Origin of the sequence: Solwaraspora sp. WMMD937, from assembly GCF_029581175.1 — a bacterium.
GTDB lineage: Bacteria > Actinomycetota > Actinomycetes > Mycobacteriales > Micromonosporaceae > Micromonospora_E.
The window spans coordinates 2026957-2045833 of the sequence record NZ_CP120738.1; the positions used below are offsets into that span (position 1 = coordinate 2026957).

The window sequence follows — 18877 nt, forward strand, 5'->3', positions numbered from 1 at the left end:
TGCGGGCGGAGCAGACAGACGGCCGATCCGAGGTCCGGGGTTCGGGTTCCGCGATTGCGGGGCCGGGGTCAGGAGTTCGGTGCCGCCGTTTTGACCTGCGCGCGCGTGGTGGGTACTCTACCCTCTTGTGCCCGGCCTGCCCGGGCAAGTCGTGCGTGCGCCCGATCCAGCCGATGGTCATCGAGCAGCGCAACGGCGGAGTGCAGATCCCGGTGGTTGACAGCTGACGGCCGGGGTCCGTGTGCGGGCGACACGCCCGACCGCGGGTGCCGGTGCCCTGGCGGGTGGCCGGTCGGAGTGTAGGAGAGTCGGCCTGCGGGGCGGCTGAGGAAAAGTGCGGCCGCCTGTGTGGCCGGAGGGAGCAAAGGAACCCGGTGCCAACGATCCAGCAGCTGGTCCGTAAGGGCCGCCAGGACAAGACGAGCAAGACCAAGACGCCGGCGCTCAAGGGCAGCCCGCAGCGTCGTGGCGTGTGCACCCGTGTGTACACCACCACCCCCAAGAAGCCGAACTCCGCGCTGCGCAAGGTCGCTCGGGTGAAGCTGAGCAGCCAGATCGAGGTGACCGCCTACATCCCCGGCGTCGGCCACAACCTGCAGGAGCACTCCATCGTGCTGGTGCGCGGCGGCCGGGTGAAGGACCTCCCGGGCGTCCGCTACAAGATCGTCCGCGGTTCGCTGGACACCCAGGGTGTCCGTAACCGCAAGCAGGCTCGCAGCCGCTACGGCGCGAAGAAGGAGAAGAGCTGAGATGCCGCGTAAGGGCCCTGCTCCGCGTCGCCCCCTGGTCGCGGACCCGGTGTACAACTCCCCGCTGGTGACCCAGCTGGTCAACAAGATCCTGCTGCGGGGCAAGCGTCAGCTAGCCGAGCGGATCGTCTACGGCGCCCTGGAGGGCTGCCGGGAGAAGTCCGGTACCGACCCGGTCGTCACCCTCAAGCGCGCCATGGACAACGTGAAGCCGACCCTGGAGGTCCGTAGCCGCCGGGTCGGTGGCGCGACGTACCAGGTGCCGGTCGAGGTTCGCCCGTCCCGGGCGACCACCCTCGGGCTGCGCTGGCTCGTCCAGTACTCCAAGGCCCGCCGGGAGAAGACGATGATCGAGCGGCTGATGAACGAGCTGCTGGACGCGAGCAACGGTCTCGGCGCGGCGGTCAAGCGCCGCGAGGACACCCACAAGATGGCGGAGTCCAACAAGGCCTTCGCCCACTACCGCTGGTAGGCCGCTGTCATGCCCGCCGGCATAGCCGCGCAGACACAGTCGACGACGAGACGAAGTAGGGATTGAAGTGGCCGCCGTAGACGCGCTCGCCAAGGTACGCAACATCGGCATCATGGCGCACATCGATGCCGGTAAGACCACCACCACTGAGCGGATCCTGTTCTACACCGGTATCACGTACAAGATCGGTGAGGTCCACGAGGGCGCTGCCGTCATGGACTGGATGGAACAGGAGCAGGAGCGGGGCATCACCATCACCTCCGCCGCCACCAAGTGCGAGTGGAAGGGCCACACGATCCAGATCATCGACACGCCGGGCCACGTCGACTTCACGGTCGAGGTCGAGCGGTCGTTGCGGGTGCTCGATGGTGCGGTCGCGGTCTACGACGGCGTGGCCGGTGTGGAGCCGCAGACCGAGAACGTGTGGCGGCAGGCGGACAAGTACAAGGTCCCCCGGATGTGCTTCGTCAACAAGCTCGACCGGACCGGGGCCGACTTCTTCCGCTGCGTGCAGATGATGGTGGACCGGCTCAACGCCACCCCGCTGGTGCTGCAGATTCCGATCGGCCTCGAGAGCGGTCACATCGGCGTCGTCGACCTGGTCGAGATGCGGGCGCTCACCTGGCGTGGCGAGACGATGAAGGGCGAGGACTACGCGGTCGAGGAGATTCCGGCCGACCTCGCCGACTCGGCCGCCGAGTGGCGGGAGAAGCTGCTGGAGACCCTCGCCGACGTGGACGACTCCATCATGGAGAAGTACCTCGAGGGTGAGGAGCTGTCGGTCGAGGAGGTCAAGGCGGCGATTCGCCGGGCCACCCTCGCGGACAAGGGCAACCCGGTGCTGTGCGGCTCGGCGTTCAAGAACAAGGGCGTCCAGCCGATGCTGGACGCGGTGGTCGACTACCTGCCGTCGCCGCTGGACGTGCCAGCGATCGAGGGCACCGCCACGGACGGCGAGACGCCGATGCTGCGCAAGCCGTCGACCACCGAGCCGTTCTCCGGCCTCGCGTTCAAGATCCAGACCGACCGGCACCTCGGCAAGCTGACCTACGTACGGGTCTACTCCGGCACGCTGGACTCCGGGTCCCAGGTGATCAACTCCACCAAGGACCGCAAGGAGCGGATCGGCAAGATCTACCAGATGCACGCGAACAAGCGTGAGGAGCGGGCGACCGCGATCGCCGGCGACATCATCGCCGTCCAGGGCCTGAAGCAGACCACCACCGGCGACACCCTGTCCGATCCGGCGAACCCGGTCATCCTGGAGTCGATGACGTTCCCGGAGCCGGTCATCGAGGTGGCGATCGAGCCCAAGACAAAGGCCGACCAGGAGAAGCTCTCCACCGCGATCCAGCGGCTGGCCGAGGAGGACCCGACCTTCCGCGTCAAGAACGACGAGGAGACCGGGCAGACGGTCATCGCCGGCATGGGCGAGCTGCACCTGGACATCCTGGTCGACCGGATGCGCCGCGAGTTCAACGTCGAGGCCAACATCGGCAAGCCGCAGGTGGCGTACCGGGAGACCATCCGCCGGAAGGTGGAGAAGGTCGAGTACACCCACAAGAAGCAGACCGGTGGTTCCGGCCAGTACGCTCGGGTGATCATCAGTCTGGAGCCGCTGCCGCTGGACAACGAGGCGCCGACCTACGAGTTCGCCAACGCGGTTACCGGTGGCCGGGTGCCGCGGGAGTTCATCCCGTCGGTCGACGCCGGTGCCCAGGACGCCATGCAGTACGGCATCCTCGCCGGCTTCCCGCTGGTCGGGGTCAAGCTGACCCTGGTCGACGGGCAGTACCACGAGGTCGACTCGTCCGAGATGGCGTTCAAGATCGCCGGCTCGATGGCGCTCAAGGAGGCCGCCCGTCGGGCGGATCCGGCGCTGCTCGAGCCGATGATGGCCGTTGAGGTCACCTCTCCCGAGGAGAACATGGGTGACGTCATCGGCGACCTCAACTCCCGGCGTGGCATCATCCAGGCGATGGAGGAGCGCGGCGGAGCCCGCGTCGTCCGTGCCCTGGTGCCACTGTCGGAGATGTTCGGCTACGTCGGCGACCTGCGGTCGAAGACCCAGGGCCGGGCGAGCTACAGCATGCAGTTCGACTCCTACGCCGAAGTGCCGCAGAGCGTGGCAAAGGAGATCATCGCGAAGGCGACGGGCGAGTAACAGGTCGGGGAGTTGACCCTCCCCGGCCCGTCTCGGGCGAACTGCATACCGGGCCTGAAGGCGTGACCGCCGCAAGACCCGAGCACTTCCCGGTCGCCGACACCGGACCGGAAAGGCTGTCGACAGAGTCCTAAGCGCCGAACGGCGCGCCGGGCGTACGAACCAAGAAGTCCACAGGAGGACACCAGTGGCGAAGGCGAAGTTCGAGCGGACTAAGCCGCACGTCAACATCGGCACCATTGGTCACATCGACCACGGTAAGACGACGCTGACGGCGGCCATCACCAAGGTCCTGCACGACAGGATGCCGGACCTCAACCCGTACACGCCGTTCGACGAGATCGACAAGGCGCCGGAGGAGAAGGCCCGCGGCATCACGATCTCGATCGCGCACGTCGAGTACCAGACCGAGGCGCGGCACTACGCGCACGTCGACTGCCCCGGGCACGCCGACTACATCAAGAACATGATCACCGGTGCCGCGCAGATGGACGGCGCGATCCTGGTGGTCGCGGCGACCGACGGCCCGATGCCGCAGACCCGCGAGCACGTGCTGCTGGCCCGTCAGGTCGGCGTCCCGTACATCGTCGTGGCGCTCAACAAGAGCGACATGGTCGACGACGAGGAGCTGCTCGAGCTGGTCGAGCTCGAGGTCCGTGAGCTGCTGTCGGCCCAGGAGTACCCGGGCGACGACCTGCCGGTGGTTCGGGTCTCCGCGCTGAAGGCGCTGGAGGGCGACCAGGAGTGGTCCGACAAGCTCATGGAGCTGATGAACGCGGTCGACACCGCGATCCCGCAGCCTGAGCGGGAGACCGAGAAGCCGTTCCTGATGCCGATCGAGGACGTCTTCACGATCACCGGTCGGGGCACCGTGGTGACCGGTCGCGCCGAGCGTGGCGTGCTCAAGCCGAACGAGGAGGTGGAGATCGTCGGCATCCGTGAGAAGTCGATGAAGACCACCTGCACCGGTATCGAGATGTTCCGCAAGCTGCTCGACGAGGCGCGGGCCGGTGAGAACGTCGGTCTGCTGCTGCGTGGTATCAAGCGCGAGGACGTCGAGCGCGGCATGGTGGTCATCAAGCCGGGTACCACCACCCCGCACACGGAGTTCGAGGCGACGGTCTACATCCTCTCCAAGGAGGAGGGCGGCCGGCACACCCCGTTCTTCCAGAACTACCGTCCGCAGTTCTACTTCCGGACCACCGACGTGACCGGCGTGGTCACGCTGCCGGAAGGCACCGAGATGGTCATGCCCGGTGACAACACCTCGATGAGCGTGAAGCTGATCCAGCCGATCGCCATGGAGGAGAACCTCAAGTTCGCGATCCGGGAGGGTGGCCGCACCGTCGGCGCCGGCCGGGTCACCAAGATCATCAAGTGAACTGGTAACCCGATTGGCCTTGCCGTACCTCGGTACGGCATACTAGTCAGGTTGCGTCCGCGTAGGGTGGCTGGCTGCCCGGCAGTCAGCCACCCTCGCACGGCGTCCGGGGCAGATTCGCCGCGGCACCCGCACTGTTCGGCAGCGTACGGCTTCGCCGTTTCGCCGACCGGGGTGGCGATGCCGCTGGCCTGGCCCGGTGCCCAAGACCTCAGCGGTGGGGATCGTCTCCGCGTGGGGCCAGATAGCTCCGGAGTCCCGGGGCGGAGCCTGGTCAGCGGTTGCGACACGCCCGACCGCGGGGGTCGGACACCGAAATGAAACGGCAGCGCCGGGGTCCGACCGGCGGCATCCGCTCCGGCGAGCGGGCTCCATTGCGGGCGGAGAGAGAAGGAACAGAAGCCACCATGGCGGGACAAAAGATCCGCATCCGGCTCAAGGCCTATGACCACGAGGTCGTGGACTCCTCGGCGCGGAAGATCGTCGAGACGGTGACGCGCACCGGCGCTCAGGTCGCAGGCCCGGTGCCGCTGCCCACTGAGATCAACCGTTTCTGCGTCATCCGTTCGCCGCACAAGTACAAGGACTCGCGCGAGCACTTCGAGATGCGCACGCACAAGCGTCTGATCGACATCATCGACCCGACTCCGAAGACGGTCGATTCGCTGATGCGCCTCGACCTGCCGGCTGGCGTCGACATCGAGATCAAGCTGTAGGGACCGGACAATGGACAGGCAAGTGAAGGGCATCCTGGGCGCCAAGCTCGGCATGACCCAGGTCTGGGACAACAACCGGGTCGTCCCGGTGACGGTGGTGCAGGCCGGCCCGTGTGTGGTGACCCAGGTGCGGACCGCCGACAAGGACGGTTACGCCGCGGTCCAGCTCGCGTTCGGCGCGGTCGACCCACGCAAGGTGAACAAGCCGGAATCCGGTCACTTCGCCAAGTCCGGCGTGGCACCGCGGCGGCACCTGGTCGAGCTGCGCACCACGGACGCCAGCGAGTACGAGCTGGGCCAGGAAATCACCGTCGAGACCTTCGAGCCGGGTGCCCGGGTCGACGTCACCGGCCGGACCAAGGGCAAGGGCTTCGCCGGTGTCATGAAGCGGCACGGCTTCCACGGCCTGCGGGCCAGCCACGGTGTCGAGCGCAAGCACCGCTCGCCCGGCTCGATCGGCGCCTGCGCTACCCCGGGTCGCGTTTTCAAGGGCGTCAGGATGGCCGGCCGCATGGGCAGCGTGCGCTACACCGTGCAAAACCTCACCGTGCAGGCGGTCGACCCGGAGAGCAACCTGCTGCTCGTCAAGGGCGCGATCCCGGGCCCGGCGGGCGCGCTGATCCTGGTCCGCAGCGCGGCGAAGGCGCAGGCGAAGAAGGGCGGTGCCGCCAAATGACCACCGTTGACGTGATCAACCCCGAGGGTGCCAAGAGCGGCACCGTCGACCTGCCGGGCGAGGTCTTCGACGTACAGGCCAACATCGCCCTGATGCACCAGGTCGTGGTCGGCCAGCTCGCCGCCGCGCGGCAGGGTACCCACAAGACCAAGACCCGCGGCGAGGTCGCCGGCGGCGGCAAGAAGCCGTACAAGCAGAAGGGCACCGGCCGGGCCCGGCAGGGCTCGATCCGCGCGCCGCAGTTCGCCGGCGGTGGCGTGGTGCACGGCCCGGTGCCGCGTGACTACAGCCAGCGGACCCCCAAGAAGATGAAGGCCGCCGCGCTGCGCGGCGCCCTCTCCGACCGGGCGCGGGCCGGGCAGCTGCACGTCGTGGAGGCGTTCGTCACCGGTGAAAAGCCGTCGACCAAGAGCGCCCTCGCCACGCTGCGCAAGGTCAGCTCCGCCAAGCGGGTGCTGGTCGTGCTGAGCGCGACCGACGAGCTCAACTGGCTGTCGCTGCGCAACCTGCGCAACAGCGAGCCGCTGGTGCACCTCATCGAGGTGGGGCAGCTCAACACGTACGACGTGCTGGTCGCCGACGACGTGGTCTTCACCAAGGGAGCTCTCGACGAGTTCCTCGGTGTTCCGGCGCAGACCGAGGAGGGCGACAAGTGAGCACGATTGCCGACCCGCGCGACATCATCGTGGCGCCGGTGGTCTCGGAGAAGAGCTACGCCGAGCTCAACCGGAACTGGTACACGTTCCTGGTCCACCCGGACGCCAACAAGACCCAGATCAAGATCGCGATCCAGCAGATCTTCGACGTCCGGGTGCTGACCGTGAACACGCTCAACCGCGAAGGCAAGCGCAAGCGCACCCGGACCGGCTTCGGTCAGCGCAAGGCGACCAAGCGGGCGATGGTGAAGCTGGCCGACGGTGACCGTATCGAGGCCTTCGGCGGCCCGGTCAGCTGAGGGGTGTAGACAATGCCAATCCGTAAGTACAAGCCGACGACGCCGGGCCGCCGTGGTTCGTCCGTCGCCGACTTCGCCGAGATCACCCGGTCCACGCCGGAGAAGTCGCTGCTGGTGCCGCTGCCCAAGAAGGGCGGTCGGAACACGCACGGCCGGATCACCGCCCGGCACCACGGCGGTGGCCACAAGCGCCAGTACCGGCTGATCGACTTCAAGCGGGTCGACAAGGACGGCGTACCGGCGAAGGTCGCGCACATCGAGTACGACCCGAACCGGACCGCCCGGATCGCGCTGCTGCACTACGCCGACGGCGAGAAGCGCTACATCATCGCGCCGAAGGACCTGAAGCAGGGCGACACCGTCGAGTCCGGTCCCGGGGCCGACATCAAGCCCGGCAACAACCTGCCGCTGCGCAACATCCCGGTCGGTTCCACCATCCACGGTGTGGAGCTGCGGCCGGGGGGCGGCGCCAAGCTGGCCCGCTCGGCCGGCACCGGCATCCAGCTGCTCGGCCGGGAGGGTGCCTACGCGACGCTGCGGATGCCCTCCGGCGAGATCCGCCGGGTCGACGTGCGCTGCCGGGCCACCATCGGCGAGATCGGCAACGCCGACCAGTCAAACATCAACTGGGGCAAGGCGGGCCGCATGCGGTGGAAGGGCAAGCGCCCGACCGTCCGTGGCGTCGCGATGAACCCGGTCGACCACCCGCACGGTGGTGGTGAGGGCAAGACCTCCGGTGGTCGCCACCCGGTGAACCCGAAGGGCAAGCCGGAGGGCCGGACCCGTCGTAAGGGCCAGCCGAGTGACCGGCTGATCGTCCGCCGCCGCTACGCCACCCGCAAGCGCGGCTAGAAGGAGTCTGGTAGCACATGCCTCGCAGCCTGAAGAAGGGCCCGTTCGTCGACGACCACCTGATGAAGAAGGTGGAGACGCAGAACGACAAGGGCTCGAAGAACGTCATCAAGACCTGGTCGCGGCGCTCGACGATCACCCCGGAGATGCTCGGGCACACGATCGCCGTGCACGACGGGCGCAAGCACGTCCCGGTGTTCATCACCGAGTCGATGGTCGGGCACAAGCTCGGCGAGTTTGCCCTGACCCGCACCTTCAAGGGTCACGAGAAGGACGACCGCAAGAGCCGTCGGCGCTGAGTCGCGGGCACGGATAGAGGATCAAGGGGTTACAGCGATGCCAGTGAAGGGCGACGCTCCGGTGCTTCCGGGCGCGCGGGCGGTTGCGCGGTACGTGCGCATCTCGCCGATGAAGGCGCGTCGGGTGGTCGACCTCGTCCGCGGTCTGCCCGCGAAGGAGGCACTCACCGTCCTGCAGTTCGCGCCGCAGGCCGCCAGTGAGCAGGTGTACAAGGTCCTGGCCAGCGCGATCGCCAACGCCGAGAACAACGAGCAGCTGGACCCCGACGCGCTGCTGGTCAGCGAGGCGTTCGTGGACGAGGGTCCGACGCTGAAGCGGTTCCGGCCACGGGCGCAGGGCCGGGCGTACCGGATCCGTAAGCGGACCTGCCACATCACCATCGCGGTGGAGGCCGTCGCTGCGGCGAAGCCGACGCGGCGGGCGGCCAAGGCCCAGCCGGCGAAGGCCGCGAAGAAGGCACAGCCGGCCGAGGCGGCAGCGACCGACGCGCAGCCGGCGGCCGTGGAGCAGACCGAGAGCACGGCGCAGGGCGGCACGACCGCGAACGAGCCGGCCGGCGGCAAGCAGAGCAGCACGGAGGGTGCCGAGTAATGGGGCAGAAAGTTCACCCGCACGGGTTCCGGCTCGGCATCTCGACCGACTGGAAGTCGCGCTGGTACGCGGACAAGCTGTACAAGGACTACATCGCCGAGGACGTCAAGATCCGCCGGATGATGTCCAGCGGTCTCGAGCGTGCCGGTATTTCCAAGGTGGACATCGAGCGGACCCGTGACCGGGTCCGGGTCGACATCCACACCGCCCGCCCGGGCATCGTCATCGGCCGCAAAGGCGCCGAGGCGGACCGGATCCGGGGCAAGCTGGAAAAGCTCACCGGCAAGCAGGTGCAGCTGAACATCCTCGAGGTGAAGAGCCCCGAGTCGGACGCACAGCTGGTCGCGCAGGGCGTCGCCGAGCAGCTGGCCAGCCGGGTGAGCTTCCGGCGGGCGATGCGCAAGGCCATGCAGTCGGCGATGAAGAACCCGATCGTCAAGGGTATCCGGGTGCAGGTCTCCGGCCGGCTCGGCGGTGCGGAGATGAGCCGTACCGAGTTCTACCGCGAGGGTCGGGTGCCGCTGCACACGCTGCGGGCCAACATCGAGTACGGCTTCTTCGAGGCTCGGACCACCTTTGGCCGCATCGGCGTCAAGGTGTGGATCTACAAGGGCGACGCGGTCCCGGGGCGGGAGGCTCCGGCCGAGGCGCCCAGCCGTCCCCGCCGGGAGCGGCCGGACCGGCCCCGTCGCGGGCGTTCCGGCTCCAGCGGGACGACCGCCGGTGGCACCGAGGCCGGCCGGGCGGCCGCCGCGGAGATCTCCGGTGGCCCGTCGACCACGACCAGCAGTGCCGCGCCGGCTGATGCCGCGCCGGCCACTCCGGCCGCTTCGGCCGGAGCGGACAGCTCAGCGCAGGAGGGCTGACAGATGCTGATCCCGCGCAAGCCCCCGAAGGGCTTCCGCAAGCCGCATCACCCGAGCCGTACTGGCGCCGCCAAGGGCGGCACCCGGGTGGTGTTCGGCGAGTTCGGTATCCAGGCGCTCGAGCCGGCGTATGTGACCAACCGTCAGATCGAGTCGGCCCGTATCGCCATGACCCGCCACATCAAGCGTGGTGGCAAGGTCTGGATCACGGTCTTCCCCGACCAGGCGCTGACCAAGAAGCCGGCCGAGACCCGGATGGGGTCCGGTAAGGGCTCGCCCGAGTGGTGGGTCGCCAACATCAAGCCGGGACGGGTGCTCTTCGAGATGTCCTTCCCGAACGAGCAGATCGCGCGTGAGGCGATGCGTCGTGCGATCCACAAGCTCCCGATGAAGTGCCGCATCGTGACGCGCGAAGTGGGTGAAAGCTGATGGCAGCGGGCGTTTCGGCCGCCGAGCTGCGTGAACTCTCCGAGGAGGAGCTGGTCACGAAGCTGCGGGAGGCCAAGGCGGAGCTGTTCAACCTCCGCGTGCAGGCCGCGACCGGTCAGCTGGACAACAACCGCCGGCTGCAGGTCATCCGTCGGGAGATCGCCCGGATCTACACGATCATGCGTGAGCGTGAGTTGGGACTCTCCGCCGCGCCGACTGAGGTGGCTGCATCATGAGTGAGAACACCGCCCCCGAGCAGGGCGCAACGGTCGTCCGGGCCCGCCGCAAGGTTCGCGAAGGGCTCGTGGTCAGCGACAAGATGGAAAAGACCGTCGTCGTCGAGGTCGAGGACCGGGTCAAGCACCGGCTGTACGGCAAGGTCATGCGCCGTACCAGCAAGCTGAAGGCACACGACGAGCAGAACGCGTGCGGGGTCGGTGACCGGGTGCTGCTGATGGAGACCCGGCCGTTGTCCGCCACCAAGCGGTGGCGGGTCGTCGAGATCCTCGAGAAGGCGAAGTAGCCGGGCGACCCGTCCGCCGCCGTCGCGCGGCGTTCGGGTCGGTCGGGTCCGGATGGCAGCCCGCGCGTAGCGCGGACCAGGTTCTTCCAAGCTCCGGGTGACCGGAGGACTGGCAGACATAGGAGATAGACGTGATCCAGCAGGAGTCGCGACTGCGTGTCGCCGACAACACGGGTGCCCGGGAGATCCTGTGCATCCGGGTGCTCGGTGGCTCCGGTCGGCGCTACGCAGGCATCGGCGACGTGATCGTCGGGACGGTCAAGGACGCGATTCCCGGCGCCGGCGTGAAGAAGGGCGACGTGGTGAAGGCCGTCGTGGTCCGGACCGCGAAGGAGAAGCGGCGGCCGGACGGGTCGTACATCCGCTTCGACGAGAACGCTGCCGTCATCATCAAGGACGGTGGGGACCCGCGCGGTACCCGCATCTTCGGCCCGGTCGGGCGTGAGCTGCGGGACAAGCGGTTCATGAAGATCATTTCTTTGGCGCCGGAGGTGCTGTGACCGTGAAGGTGAAGAAGGGCGACACGGTCGTCGTCATCGCCGGTAAGGACAAGGGTGCCAAGGGCAAGGTCATCGCGGCCTACCCACGGCAGGACAAGGTCCTCGTCGAAGGCGTGAACCGGATCAAGAAGCACACCCGCATCCAGACCACCCAGCGCGGCGGACAGACCGGTGGCATCGTCACCCAGGAAGCTCCGATCCACGTCTCGAACGTGCAGGTGCTCGACTCCGACGGCAAGCCGACCCGGGTCGGTTACCGGTTCGACGACAGCGGCCAGAAGGTGCGAATCGCGCGTAGCAACGGTAAGGACCTGTGATGACCACCGCTACCCAGACCAGGCCGGCGCCGCGCCTCAAGCAGCGGTACCGCGAGGAGACCATCGCGCAGCTGCGTGAGCAGTTCCAGTACGCGAACCCGATGCAGGTTCCGGGGCTCGTCAAGATCGTCGTGAACATGGGTGTCGGCGAGGCCGCCCGGGACGCCAAGCTGATCGACGGTGCCATGCGTGACCTGGCCACCATCACCGGTCAGAAGCCGCAGGTGCGTCGGGCGACCAAGTCGATCGCGCAGTTCAAGCTCCGCGAGGGGATGCCGATCGGCGCGAAGGTCACCCTGCGCGGTGACCGGATGTGGGAGTTCCTGGACCGGCTGCTGTCCATCGCGCTGCCCCGAATCCGGGACTTCCGCGGGCTGGACGGTCGCAAGCTCGACGGCAACGGCAACTACACCTTCGGGCTCACCGAGCAGTCGGTGTTCCACGAGATCGACCAGGACCGGATCGACCGCACCCGGGGCATGGACATCACGGTGGTGACCACCGCCAAGACCGACGACGAGGGCCGGGCGCTGCTCAAGCTCCTGGGCTTCCCGTTCAAGGAGAACTGAGCTATGGCCAAGAAGGCGCTGATCATCAAGGCCGCCGCGAAGCCGAAGTTCTCGGTGCGCGCGTACACCCGTTGCCAGCGGTGCGGGCGGCCCAAGGCGGTCTACCGCAAGTTCGGCCTCTGCCGGGTCTGCATCCGGGAGATGGCGCACCGCGGTGAGCTGCCCGGCGTGTCCAAGGCTTCCTGGTAACCCCACCTTGACAGGTCTTCGCCGTAGGCCCGGTGGCACAGCCACCGGGAACCCCGGCGAGAAAGGTTGACGAGACCCATGACGATGACCGACCCGATCGCAGACATGCTGACCCGTCTGCGCAACGCCAACCAGGCGTACCACGACCGGGTGACGATGCCGTACTCGAAGGTCAAGGCGAACATCGCCGAGGTCCTCAAGGCCGAGGGTTACATCTCGACCTGGCAGGTCGAGGACCCCGCGGAGGGTGCCGTCGGCCGGCGGCTGGTGGTCGATTTGAAGTACGGCCAGAACCGGGAGCGCAGCCTCGCCGGGATCAAGCGCGTGTCCAAGCCGGGTCTGCGGGTGTACGCCAAGTCGGATGAGCTGCCCCGGGTGCTCGGCGGCCTGGGCGTGGCGATCATTTCGACGTCCCAGGGGCTGCTCACCGACCGGCAGGCCCGTAAGCGGAGCGTGGGCGGGGAAGTCCTCGCCTTCGTCTGGTAATCGGGAGACTGGTAACAATGTCGCGTATTGGACGTAAGTCGATCCCGGTGCCGGCCGGCGTCGATGTCAAGATCGATGGCCAGACCATCACGGTCAAGGGCCCCAAGGGCGAGCTGTCGCACGTCCTGCCCGAGTCGATCACCGTTGAGCGGGCCGAGGACGGTCAGCTCCAGATCAACCGGGCCAACGACGAGCGCCAGGCCAAGGAACTGCACGGGCTGAGCCGCACCCTGGTGTCGAACATGGTCATCGGGGTGACCGACGGTTACCGCAAGACCCTGGAGATCGCGGGTACGGGTTACCGGGTCACCGCCAAGGGCAAGGACCTGGAATTCGCGCTCGGGTTCTCGCACCCGGTGCTGGTGCCGGCCCCGGAGGGGATCACCTTCACCGTGGAGCGGCCGACGTTGTTCCACGTGGCCGGGATCAACAAGTGGCAGGTCGGCGAGGTTGCCGCCAACATCCGGAAGATCCGCCCGCCGGAGCCGTACAAGGGCAAGGGCGTGAAATACCAGGGCGAGGTCATCCGCCGCAAGGCCGGAAAGGCAGGTAAGAAGTGAGCGCCACACTGTTGAAGCGTCGGGCGGGCGGCAGCGTCTCCGCGCGGCGTGCCATCGGGCGGGCGCGCCGGCACTTCCGGGTGCGCAAGAATCTCAGCGGGACCGCGCAGCGGCCGCGCCTGGTGGTCACCCGTTCCCTGAAGCACATGGTCGCCCAGATCGTCGACGACACCAAGGGCCACACCCTGGCGTCCGCGTCGACCATGGACGCGTCGCTGCGGGGTACCGCGGGTGCCAAGAGCGAACTGGCCGGCAAGGTGGGCACGCTGCTCGCCGAGCGGGCCAAGGCGGCAGGTATCTCCAAGGTCGTGTTCGACCGTGGGGGCAACCGGTACGCGGGGCGGATCGCCGCGCTGGCCGACGCCGCCCGCGAAGCCGGACTCGAGTTCTAGCGGCCGTCTGATGCCTGTCCAGACGCAAATCGAAGCAAACCCCGTCACGAGTAGGAAGGAAGGCTGCTGATGCCAGGTCAACAGCGTCGTGGCGGCGGGTCCGGTGGCAACGAAGGTGGTCGCCGCGACAACCGCCGTGAGGGCGGTCGCGGCAACGCGCCCGTCGAGAAGACCCCACACCTGGAGCGCGTCGTCGCGATCAACCGGGTCGCCAAGGTCGTGAAGGGCGGTCGGCGTTTCAGCTTCACCGCCCTGGTGATCGTGGGCGACGGTGACGGCACGGTCGGCGTGGGTTACGGCAAGGCCAAGGAGGTGCCGGCGGCGATCGCCAAGGGTGTCGAGGAGGCCAAGAAGCACTTCTTCAAGGTGCCCCGGATCGCCGCGTCGATCCCGCACCCGGTGCAGGGCGAGGACGCCGCCGGCGTGGTCCTGCTGAAGCCGGCGAGCGCCGGTACGGGTGTGATCGCCGGTGGCCCGGTGCGTGCGGTGCTGGAGTGCGCGGGCATCCACGACGTGCTCTCCAAGAGCCTCGGCTCGTCGAACCCGATCAACATCGTGCACGCCACGGTCGCCGCGCTGAAGAGCCTGGAGTCGCCGGAGGCGGTCGCCACCCGGCGTGGCCTGCCGGTCGAGGACGTGGCCCCAGCCGCGATGCTCGCGTCCCGCGCGGGCGCAGGGGCGTGACAGCGAAGATGAACGGAGGGCGGCTGTGATGGCACGTCTGAAGGTGACCCAGGTCCGGTCCGGGATCGGGACCAAGCGCAACCAGCGGGAGTCGCTGCGGTCGCTCGGTCTGAAGCGGATCAACGACGTGGTGGTCAAGGAGGACCGGCCCGAGATCCGGGGCATGATCTTCACCGTGAACCACCTCGTGAAGGTCGAGGAGGTCGAGTAATGGCGATCAAGGTCCACCACCTCCGGCCGGCGCCGGGGGCCAAGACCGCGAAGACCCGGGTGGGCCGCGGTGAGGGTTCCAAGGGCAAGACCGCCGGTCGGGGCACCAAGGGCTCCAAGGCCCGCAAGAACATCCCGGCGGCGTTCGAGGGTGGGCAGATGCCCATCCACATGCGTCTGCCGAAGCTGAAGGGCTTCAAAAACCGGTTCAAGGTCGTCTACCAGGTGGTCAACCTGGACCGGTTGGCGGAGCTCTTCCCGAACGGTGGTGAGGTCGGTCCGCAGCAGTTGGCCGAGTCCGGTGCGGTCCGCAAGGGCCAGCCGGTCAAGGTGCTGGGCAGCGGCGACCTCGGTGGTGTGTCTCTCCAGGTGTCGGCGCACGCGTTCAGCGGGTCGGCCAAGGAGAAGATCACCGCAGCTGGCGGCTCGGTCACCGAGCTCTGAACACCCAGCTTGGACGTGGCGCTCGCTCAGTTGTCCGCGACTGACGGGCGCCACGGCCTACTGGTGAAGCCCCCGTCCCGTTAATATCGGGACCGGTGTATGTTCTAGGGCACGCCTGCCCAGACCGACGCCGGACTGTTAGAGTCCGATGCCAGCCATGGATATCGGGCGCTCCGCACCCATCCCGACCCGCCAGAACATCCGGCGGCCGCCTCGCGCAGGAGGAAGAAGTTGCTCTCCGCCTTTCTCAGTGCGTTCCGCACGCCTGACCTGCGCAAGAAGCTGCTGTTCACGGTCTTCATCGTCGCGGTCTACCGGCTCGGCGCCACGCTGCCGAGCCCAGGCGTGTCGTACGGCAACGTGCAGCAGTGCATCACCGCCCTGGAGTCCGGGGACTCCAGCGGGGTCTTCACCCTGCTGAACCTCTTCTCCGGCGGTGCGTTGCTGTCCCTGTCCGTCTTCGCGCTGGGCATCATGCCCTACATCACCGCGTCGATCATCCTGCAGCTGCTCACCGTGGTGATTCCACGGTTGGAGCAGCTCCGCAAGGAGGGGCAGTCCGGCCAGGCCAAGATCACCCAGTACACCCGGTACCTGACCCTGGGCCTGGGCATCCTGCAGGCCTCGGCGTTCGTCGCGCTGGCCCGCTCCGGGCAACTGTTCAACAACCAGTGCGACCAGTGGCCGATCATCCCGGACGGGACCGGCCTGCCGACCTGGTTGACGCTCAGCGTGCTGGTCATCACGATGACCGCCGGCACCGGCGTGGTGATGTGGCTCGGCGAGCTGATCACCGACCGGGGCGTCGGCAACGGCATGTCGGTGCTGATCTTCACCTCGATCGCGGCGCGGCTGCCCAGCGAGGGCTGGGCGATCAAGAACACCCACGGCTGGGGCATGTTCGGCCTGGTGATCGTGCTGGTCCTGGTGGTCATCACCGCGGTGGTCTTCATCGAGCAGGCACAGCGCCGGATCCCGGTGCAGTACGCCAAGCGGATGATCGGCCGGCGGATGTACGGCGGCACCTCGACCTACATCCCGTTGAAGGTCAACCAGGCCGGTGTCATCCCGGTGATCTTCGCCTCGTCGGTGCTCTACCTGCCGCAGCTCGGACTGCAGTTCTTCGATCCGAACGACCCTGGTCAGGTCCAGGCGTGGATCCAGAACAACCTGGCGAACCCGACCAGCCCGATCTACATCGTCACGTACTTCTTTATGATCATCTTCTTCACGTACTTCTACGTGTCGATCACGTTCAACCCGACCGAGGTCGCGGAGAACATGAAGAAGTACGGTGGCTTCGTGCCCGGCATCCGACCGGGCCGGCCCACGGCCGAGTACCTCGACTTCATCCTCAGCCGGATCACCCTCCCCGGTGCGCTCTACCTCGGCCTCATCTCCGTCCTGCCGAACTTCTTCTTCATCTGGCTGGACAGCGACCAGTACGTGAACTTCCCGTTCGGTGGCACCGCCGTGCTCATCATGGTCGGTGTCGGTCTGGAAACCGTGAAGCAGATCGAGAGCCAACTCATGCAGCGCAACTACGAAGGGTTCCTCCGGTAGATGAGGCTGGTACTGGTCGGTCCCCCCGGGGCGGGGAAGGGGACCCAGGCCGAGTTCATCGCCGCTCACCTGGTCGTGCCCAAGATCTCGACCGGGGACATCTTCCGGGCCAACGTCTCCCAGGGCACGCCGTTGGGTGTCGAGGCCAAGCGATACATGGACGCCGGCAAGCTGGTCCCGGACGAAGTGACCATCAACATGGTCCGGGACCGGCTGGCCGAGCCGGACGCCGCTGAAGGCTTCCTGCTCGACGGTTTTCCGAGGACCACTCCGCAGGCCGCCGCGCTGGACAAGCTGCTGGCCGACCTCGGCACCGCGCTGGATCTGGTGCTCGAGCTGGTCGTCGACGACGACGAGGTGATCCGGCGGCTGTCCGGTCGGCGTACCTGTCGCGGCTGCGGCAAGATCTGGCACGTCGAGTTCGACGCGCCGGCGACCGAGGGCCGCTGTGACCGGTGCGGCGCCGAGCTGTTCCAGCGCGACGACGACAAGCCGGAGACCATCGCCCAGCGACTGGTGGAGTACGCCGAGAAGACCGCGCCGCTGGTCGACTTCTACGGCGCCCAGGGCAAGCTGGTCGGGATCGACGCCACCGGGCCGGTCGAGGACGTCACCGTACGCGCGATCGACGCCCTGCGTTCGTACGGCGGGTAGCGTCCGATGCGCCGCCAGCAGTTGGACATCCAGCTGAAGAGCCCGGAGCAGATCGACCGGATGCGTGCCGCCGGCCTGGTGGTCGCCGACGCCCTCGCCCGGATGCGGGCGGCGATCGCTCCCGGCGTCTCCACCGCCGACCTGGACGCCATCGCCGCAGAGACGATCCGCGACGCCGGCGCTGTCCCGTCGTTCAAGGGCTACCACGGCTACCCGGCGACCATCTGCTCCTCGGTCAACGAGCAGGTGGTGCACGCGATCCCGGCCGCTGGGCAGGTGCTGCGCGACGGTGATGTCATCTCGGTCGACTGCGGGGCCGTACTGGACGGCTGGCACGGCGACGCGGCCTTCACCGCTCCGGTCGGGGAGGTACGTCCGGAACTGCTGCGGATGATCACGGTCGCCGAGGACGCGCTGTGGGCCGGGATCGCCGCTGCGGCGCGCGGTGCGGTCAGCGGCCGTGGCCGGCTCACCGACATCTCGTACGCGGTGGAACGGGCGATCCGGGCGGGCGGCCGGTACGGCATCGTCGAGGGCTACGGCGGCCACGGGATCGGCACCGAGATGCACCAGGACCCGCACGTGCTCAACTACGGCCGGCCGGGCAAGGGCCCGCGCCTGGTCCCAGGGATGGCGTTGGCCATCGAGCCGATGATCACCGAGGGGTCGGCCCGCACCGACGAGCTCGCCGACGGCTGGACGGTGGTGACCCGGGACGGGTCGATGGCGGTGCACGTCGAACATTCGATGGCGCTGCTGCCGGACGGCGTCTGGGTGTTGACCGCGCCGGACGGCGGCCGCTCCCGGCTCGGTGATCTGGTGACCGCCCGCCAGCCGGCCGATTCCCGACGCTGACCGCTGTGGCCGGGCTGGCACCGGGGTGTCAAGCTGGTAGCCATGGATCGGCGGGACGGGATGCGGGCGGCCGACGCCGACCGGGAAGCAGTGGCCGAGCGGTTGCGTAACGCGCTGAGCGAGGGTCGACTGGATCTTGCCGAGTTCGACGAGCGGCTGCAGCGGGCCTACGCGGCGAAGACGTACGGTGATCTGGACGGCCTGCTCGACGATCTGCCGCCGGTGACCGCCGCCGGACGCTCGCAGTTGGCGCCGGTCGCCACGGGCGGGTTGCCCGCCGAGTTGACTCCCGGCCCGGACGGGCGCTATCCCGGTGCGACCCGCCGGTGGCTGGTCAACGAGTGGGACGGGTACGGGGCGGCGGTCGGGATCACCATCGCGATCTGGGCGGTGACCTGCGTCATGACTCAGGATCTGCTGTACTTCTGGCCGGGCTGGGTGGCCGGCCCGTGGGGTGCGGTGCTGCTGGTGACCACCGTGCTGGGCCTGATGAAGGGCGAGCCGCAGCGGTGTGCGGCCAAGCAGGCCCGGCGGCACTTGGCGAAGCAGGAGAAAGCGGAACGCAAGCGGCTCGAGCATGAGTCCGGCGGGGCCGACGGTCCGGCCCCGGGCCAGGGGTAGCCACCCGGCCGGACACCGGAGGCCAAGCGGGCGGCCGGCGGCCTAGTGGCCTGACCGACGCCCGGCGGGTCGCCGGTAAAATCCCTGCTCCTGCTGCTTTGTCGGGTATGCTGACCCGCGGCAGCGCGCGGTTTGCTGTCCGCGTGACAACCCGCGTAC

29 protein-coding genes are annotated in these 18877 nt (G+C 68.1%); all 29 read left to right on the forward strand.

Translation table 11 applies throughout. The features are described from left to right. Window positions 1-374 precede the first annotated feature (374 nt). Window positions 375-749 (forward strand): 30S ribosomal protein S12, encoded by a 375-nt coding sequence (gene rpsL, locus O7621_RS08635; protein WP_123606153.1) that lies wholly within the window; start codon window positions 375-377, stop codon window positions 747-749. A 1-nt stretch (window position 750) separates the two neighbouring features. Continuing rightward, window positions 751-1221, forward strand: coding sequence for a 30S ribosomal protein S7 (rpsG, locus tag O7621_RS08640; RefSeq protein WP_278112081.1), 471 nt, complete (start codon window positions 751-753; stop codon window positions 1219-1221). Window positions 1222-1288: 67 nt separating this feature from the next. Continuing rightward, window positions 1289-3385, forward strand: coding sequence for an elongation factor G (gene fusA / locus O7621_RS08645; RefSeq protein ID WP_282233525.1), 2097 nt, complete (start codon window positions 1289-1291; stop codon window positions 3383-3385). A 187-nt stretch (window positions 3386-3572) separates the two neighbouring features. Then, window positions 3573-4766 carry an elongation factor Tu gene (gene tuf, locus O7621_RS08650; RefSeq protein WP_123606150.1) on the forward strand — a complete coding sequence of 398 codons (1194 nt, stop codon included), beginning with the start codon at window positions 3573-3575 and terminating at the stop codon, window positions 4764-4766. Between the two features lie 407 nt (window positions 4767-5173). Then, window positions 5174-5482 carry a 30S ribosomal protein S10 gene (gene rpsJ / locus O7621_RS08655; protein ID WP_007073037.1) on the forward strand — a complete coding sequence of 103 codons (309 nt, stop codon included), beginning with the start codon at window positions 5174-5176 and terminating at the stop codon, window positions 5480-5482. A gap of 10 nt (window positions 5483-5492) precedes the next feature. Continuing rightward, window positions 5493-6158: a 50S ribosomal protein L3 gene (rplC, locus tag O7621_RS08660; RefSeq protein ID WP_282233526.1), complete on the forward strand. Its 666-nt coding sequence runs from the start codon at window positions 5493-5495 to the stop codon at window positions 6156-6158. Beyond that, a complete protein-coding gene (gene rplD, locus O7621_RS08665) occupies window positions 6155-6814 on the forward strand; it encodes a 50S ribosomal protein L4 (protein ID WP_282233527.1) in 660 nt (219 codons plus the stop codon). The genes rplC and rplD overlap by 4 nt, the downstream gene beginning before the upstream one ends. After that, a complete protein-coding gene (gene rplW, locus O7621_RS08670) occupies window positions 6811-7113 on the forward strand; it encodes a 50S ribosomal protein L23 (RefSeq protein WP_278173680.1) in 303 nt (100 codons plus the stop codon). The genes rplD and rplW overlap by 4 nt, the downstream gene beginning before the upstream one ends. Window positions 7114-7125: 12 nt before the next feature. Then, window positions 7126-7965 carry a 50S ribosomal protein L2 gene (gene rplB / locus O7621_RS08675; protein WP_278173683.1) on the forward strand — a complete coding sequence of 280 codons (840 nt, stop codon included), beginning with the start codon at window positions 7126-7128 and terminating at the stop codon, window positions 7963-7965. A gap of 17 nt (window positions 7966-7982) precedes the next feature. Then, window positions 7983-8264, forward strand: a complete 282-nt coding sequence (gene rpsS, locus O7621_RS08680) for a 30S ribosomal protein S19 (protein WP_123606145.1) — start codon at window positions 7983-7985, stop codon at window positions 8262-8264. Between the two features lie 37 nt (window positions 8265-8301). Then, entirely contained in the window at window positions 8302-8856 is a 555-nt protein-coding gene (rplV, locus tag O7621_RS08685) for a 50S ribosomal protein L22 (protein ID WP_282233528.1), read from the forward strand. Continuing rightward, a complete protein-coding gene (gene rpsC / locus O7621_RS08690; RefSeq protein ID WP_278173687.1) occupies window positions 8856-9722 on the forward strand; it encodes a 30S ribosomal protein S3 in 867 nt (288 codons plus the stop codon). The genes rplV and rpsC overlap by 1 nt, the downstream gene beginning before the upstream one ends. A gap of 3 nt (window positions 9723-9725) precedes the next feature. Further along, the gene (rplP, locus tag O7621_RS08695; protein ID WP_123606142.1) at window positions 9726-10151 is read left to right on the forward strand and encodes a 50S ribosomal protein L16; all 426 of its coding nucleotides are present in this window, start codon (window positions 9726-9728) and stop codon (window positions 10149-10151) included. After that, entirely contained in the window at window positions 10151-10387 is a 237-nt protein-coding gene (rpmC, locus tag O7621_RS08700; RefSeq protein WP_278173689.1) for a 50S ribosomal protein L29, read from the forward strand. Before rplP ends, rpmC begins: the two co-directional genes overlap by 1 nt. Next, window positions 10384-10674 (forward strand): 30S ribosomal protein S17, encoded by a 291-nt coding sequence (gene rpsQ, locus O7621_RS08705; protein ID WP_123606140.1) that lies wholly within the window; start codon window positions 10384-10386, stop codon window positions 10672-10674. The genes rpmC and rpsQ overlap by 4 nt, the downstream gene beginning before the upstream one ends. A gap of 131 nt (window positions 10675-10805) precedes the next feature. Then, the gene (gene rplN / locus O7621_RS08710) at window positions 10806-11174 is read left to right on the forward strand and encodes a 50S ribosomal protein L14 (RefSeq protein ID WP_123606139.1); all 369 of its coding nucleotides are present in this window, start codon (window positions 10806-10808) and stop codon (window positions 11172-11174) included. Beyond that, a complete protein-coding gene (gene rplX, locus O7621_RS08715; protein WP_123606138.1) occupies window positions 11171-11491 on the forward strand; it encodes a 50S ribosomal protein L24 in 321 nt (106 codons plus the stop codon). The genes rplN and rplX overlap by 4 nt, the downstream gene beginning before the upstream one ends. Next, the gene (gene rplE, locus O7621_RS08720) at window positions 11491-12060 is read left to right on the forward strand and encodes a 50S ribosomal protein L5 (protein WP_278173693.1); all 570 of its coding nucleotides are present in this window, start codon (window positions 11491-11493) and stop codon (window positions 12058-12060) included. Before rplX ends, rplE begins: the two co-directional genes overlap by 1 nt. Before the next feature lie 3 nt (window positions 12061-12063). Beyond that, window positions 12064-12249 carry a type Z 30S ribosomal protein S14 gene (locus O7621_RS08725; protein WP_007465272.1) on the forward strand — a complete coding sequence of 62 codons (186 nt, stop codon included), beginning with the start codon at window positions 12064-12066 and terminating at the stop codon, window positions 12247-12249. A gap of 78 nt (window positions 12250-12327) precedes the next feature. Next, complete coding sequence (gene rpsH, locus O7621_RS08730) at window positions 12328-12735, forward strand: 30S ribosomal protein S8 (protein WP_123606136.1); 408 nt, start codon at window positions 12328-12330, stop codon at window positions 12733-12735. A 17-nt stretch (window positions 12736-12752) separates the two neighbouring features. Continuing rightward, window positions 12753-13295: a 50S ribosomal protein L6 gene (gene rplF, locus O7621_RS08735; protein WP_282233529.1), complete on the forward strand. Its 543-nt coding sequence runs from the start codon at window positions 12753-12755 to the stop codon at window positions 13293-13295. Window positions 13296-13303: 8 nt separating this feature from the next. Continuing rightward, window positions 13304-13687 carry a 50S ribosomal protein L18 gene (gene rplR, locus O7621_RS08740; RefSeq protein WP_347403741.1) on the forward strand — a complete coding sequence of 128 codons (384 nt, stop codon included), beginning with the start codon at window positions 13304-13306 and terminating at the stop codon, window positions 13685-13687. Between the two features lie 69 nt (window positions 13688-13756). Further along, window positions 13757-14371, forward strand: a complete 615-nt coding sequence (gene rpsE / locus O7621_RS08745; RefSeq protein WP_123606133.1) for a 30S ribosomal protein S5 — start codon at window positions 13757-13759, stop codon at window positions 14369-14371. A gap of 28 nt (window positions 14372-14399) precedes the next feature. Further along, window positions 14400-14582 carry a 50S ribosomal protein L30 gene (rpmD, locus tag O7621_RS08750; RefSeq protein ID WP_199757998.1) on the forward strand — a complete coding sequence of 61 codons (183 nt, stop codon included), beginning with the start codon at window positions 14400-14402 and terminating at the stop codon, window positions 14580-14582. Further along, window positions 14582-15025 (forward strand): 50S ribosomal protein L15, encoded by a 444-nt coding sequence (gene rplO, locus O7621_RS08755; RefSeq protein WP_278173697.1) that lies wholly within the window; start codon window positions 14582-14584, stop codon window positions 15023-15025. The genes rpmD and rplO overlap by 1 nt, the downstream gene beginning before the upstream one ends. A 231-nt stretch (window positions 15026-15256) precedes the next feature. Further along, complete coding sequence (secY, locus tag O7621_RS08760) at window positions 15257-16588, forward strand: preprotein translocase subunit SecY (RefSeq protein ID WP_282233530.1); 1332 nt, start codon at window positions 15257-15259, stop codon at window positions 16586-16588. Beyond that, window positions 16589-17242 carry an adenylate kinase gene (locus tag O7621_RS08765; RefSeq protein ID WP_278173701.1) on the forward strand — a complete coding sequence of 218 codons (654 nt, stop codon included), beginning with the start codon at window positions 16589-16591 and terminating at the stop codon, window positions 17240-17242. Window positions 17243-17248: 6 nt separating this feature from the next. Continuing rightward, window positions 17249-18097 (forward strand): type I methionyl aminopeptidase, encoded by an 849-nt coding sequence (gene map / locus O7621_RS08770; RefSeq protein WP_282233531.1) that lies wholly within the window; start codon window positions 17249-17251, stop codon window positions 18095-18097. 42 nt (window positions 18098-18139) lie between these two features. After that, window positions 18140-18718 carry a DUF1707 domain-containing protein gene (locus O7621_RS08775; RefSeq protein WP_282233532.1) on the forward strand — a complete coding sequence of 193 codons (579 nt, stop codon included), beginning with the start codon at window positions 18140-18142 and terminating at the stop codon, window positions 18716-18718. Window positions 18719-18877 lie beyond the last annotated feature (159 nt).

Coding starts and splice junctions, on each gene's coding strand:
- map (WP_282233531.1), top strand. CDS start 17,249: ATGCGCCGCCAGCAGTTGGACATCCAGCTGAAGAGCCCGGAGCAGATC.
- rpsG (WP_278112081.1), top strand. CDS start 751: ATGCCGCGTAAGGGCCCTGCTCCGCGTCGCCCCCTGGTCGCGGACCCG.
- rpmD (WP_199757998.1), top strand. CDS start 14,400: ATGGCACGTCTGAAGGTGACCCAGGTCCGGTCCGGGATCGGGACCAAG.
- rplV (WP_282233528.1), top strand. CDS start 8,302: ATGCCAGTGAAGGGCGACGCTCCGGTGCTTCCGGGCGCGCGGGCGGTT.
- O7621_RS08765 (WP_278173701.1), top strand. CDS start 16,589: ATGAGGCTGGTACTGGTCGGTCCCCCCGGGGCGGGGAAGGGGACCCAG.
- rplO (WP_278173697.1), top strand. CDS start 14,582: ATGGCGATCAAGGTCCACCACCTCCGGCCGGCGCCGGGGGCCAAGACC.
- rplC (WP_282233526.1), top strand. CDS start 5,493: ATGGACAGGCAAGTGAAGGGCATCCTGGGCGCCAAGCTCGGCATGACC.
- rpsH (WP_123606136.1), top strand. CDS start 12,328: ATGACGATGACCGACCCGATCGCAGACATGCTGACCCGTCTGCGCAAC.
- rplB (WP_278173683.1), top strand. CDS start 7,126: ATGCCAATCCGTAAGTACAAGCCGACGACGCCGGGCCGCCGTGGTTCG.
- rpsQ (WP_123606140.1), top strand. CDS start 10,384: ATGAGTGAGAACACCGCCCCCGAGCAGGGCGCAACGGTCGTCCGGGCC.
- rpsE (WP_123606133.1), top strand. CDS start 13,757: ATGCCAGGTCAACAGCGTCGTGGCGGCGGGTCCGGTGGCAACGAAGGT.
- rpmC (WP_278173689.1), top strand. CDS start 10,151: ATGGCAGCGGGCGTTTCGGCCGCCGAGCTGCGTGAACTCTCCGAGGAG.
- rpsS (WP_123606145.1), top strand. CDS start 7,983: ATGCCTCGCAGCCTGAAGAAGGGCCCGTTCGTCGACGACCACCTGATG.
- O7621_RS08725 (WP_007465272.1), top strand. CDS start 12,064: ATGGCCAAGAAGGCGCTGATCATCAAGGCCGCCGCGAAGCCGAAGTTC.
- rplE (WP_278173693.1), top strand. CDS start 11,491: ATGACCACCGCTACCCAGACCAGGCCGGCGCCGCGCCTCAAGCAGCGG.
- rpsJ (WP_007073037.1), top strand. CDS start 5,174: ATGGCGGGACAAAAGATCCGCATCCGGCTCAAGGCCTATGACCACGAG.
- rplF (WP_282233529.1), top strand. CDS start 12,753: ATGTCGCGTATTGGACGTAAGTCGATCCCGGTGCCGGCCGGCGTCGAT.
- rplP (WP_123606142.1), top strand. CDS start 9,726: ATGCTGATCCCGCGCAAGCCCCCGAAGGGCTTCCGCAAGCCGCATCAC.
- rplD (WP_282233527.1), top strand. CDS start 6,155: ATGACCACCGTTGACGTGATCAACCCCGAGGGTGCCAAGAGCGGCACC.
- O7621_RS08775 (WP_282233532.1), top strand. CDS start 18,140: ATGGATCGGCGGGACGGGATGCGGGCGGCCGACGCCGACCGGGAAGCA.
- rpsC (WP_278173687.1), top strand. CDS start 8,856: ATGGGGCAGAAAGTTCACCCGCACGGGTTCCGGCTCGGCATCTCGACC.